The sequence below is a fragment of the Treponema sp. R8-4-B8 genome, from assembly GCF_054786175.1.
The window spans coordinates 1-543 of the sequence record NZ_BDHE01000287.1; the positions used below are offsets into that span (position 1 = coordinate 1).

The following is a 543-nucleotide window of genomic DNA, read 5'->3' on the forward strand; positions in this document are numbered from 1 at the left end:
TTTCAAGCGATAGTTTTTATTGGCGAAAAATCTTTTTACGTAATGCAATTTGTTTTTTAGCACGGAATTTCCTGCTATTTTCCCCTCCAGATGTGTATAAGAGACAGACTCAACAGCAATGCAAATTTAAATTCGGCTCTTGAGCAATTCAGAGCGGCTTCTCTGGAAAATATGTATTACTCCCTTTATTATTCCTTGCCTATGAGCGCAATAACAATAGTGAGTGGGCAAAAAGGAAACACTAGCAATGTTCTCAGTACTCCAGAAATTTCTAACTCTGGAAATCTATATAATAACTATAAATTTTCTCAATATTACCGCAATGCTTACACACAGCAAACTTTTACTCGCTTGGAACGCAATTCCATAAGTTATCGTTTAGACCCTGCTGTGAATTTGGCACTGCCTTATGGTTATGTTACCCCAGATAGAAATGGCGGAGATGCAAATTTGAATTTTGTTTGGAATAAATCTGTGAGCCTCCGTGGCGTTTTTGGAATATATTCCTCCGAAACAGCAGACTATGCTCGTTTTGGCGGCGGC

1 protein-coding gene is annotated in these 543 nt (G+C 38.5%); it reads left to right on the top strand.

Translation table 11 applies throughout. The features are described from left to right. Positions 1–90: 90 nt before the first annotated feature. Positions 91–543, top strand: a 453-nt coding sequence (locus ACYVRA_RS08435; protein WP_461252280.1) for a hypothetical protein, incomplete at its 3' end; no start/stop codon positions are given.